The organism is Sphingopyxis sp. RIFCSPHIGHO2_12_FULL_65_19 (assembly GCF_001830555.1).
GTDB lineage: Bacteria > Pseudomonadota > Alphaproteobacteria > Sphingomonadales > Sphingomonadaceae > Sphingopyxis.
In genome coordinates, this window is sequence record NZ_MIAM01000019.1 from 407 (window position 1) to 664 (window position 258).

General features: G+C 70.9%; 1 protein-coding gene. It reads right to left on the minus strand.

Features of this window, described 5'->3' with window-relative positions; all coding sequences use genetic code 11:
- Window positions 1-258 (minus strand): putative sulfate exporter family transporter (locus A3E77_RS06350; protein WP_293644262.1); only part of this gene is annotated, 258 nt, incomplete at both ends.

The following is a 258-nucleotide window of genomic DNA, read 5'->3' on the forward strand; positions in this document are numbered from 1 at the left end:
GATCAGCGAGTAAAGCGCGAGCGCGGCGGATGCGCCGCAGATCGCGGTCGCGCCGCCCGCGAGAAGCGCAGCGTGGCGATCCTGCCCGAACAGCCGGGCGCTCTGGACGGTGACGATGATGACCGCGAGCATGATCAGGGCCAGCAAGGCAAAGGGCAGCGGCCCGAGCTGGGCGAGCTGTTCGGCGGTGATCCGCGCGCCGACCAGCACGATCCCGATGCGCAGCGCGGTCTGCGACATCAGGTCGAGCCCGGCGTG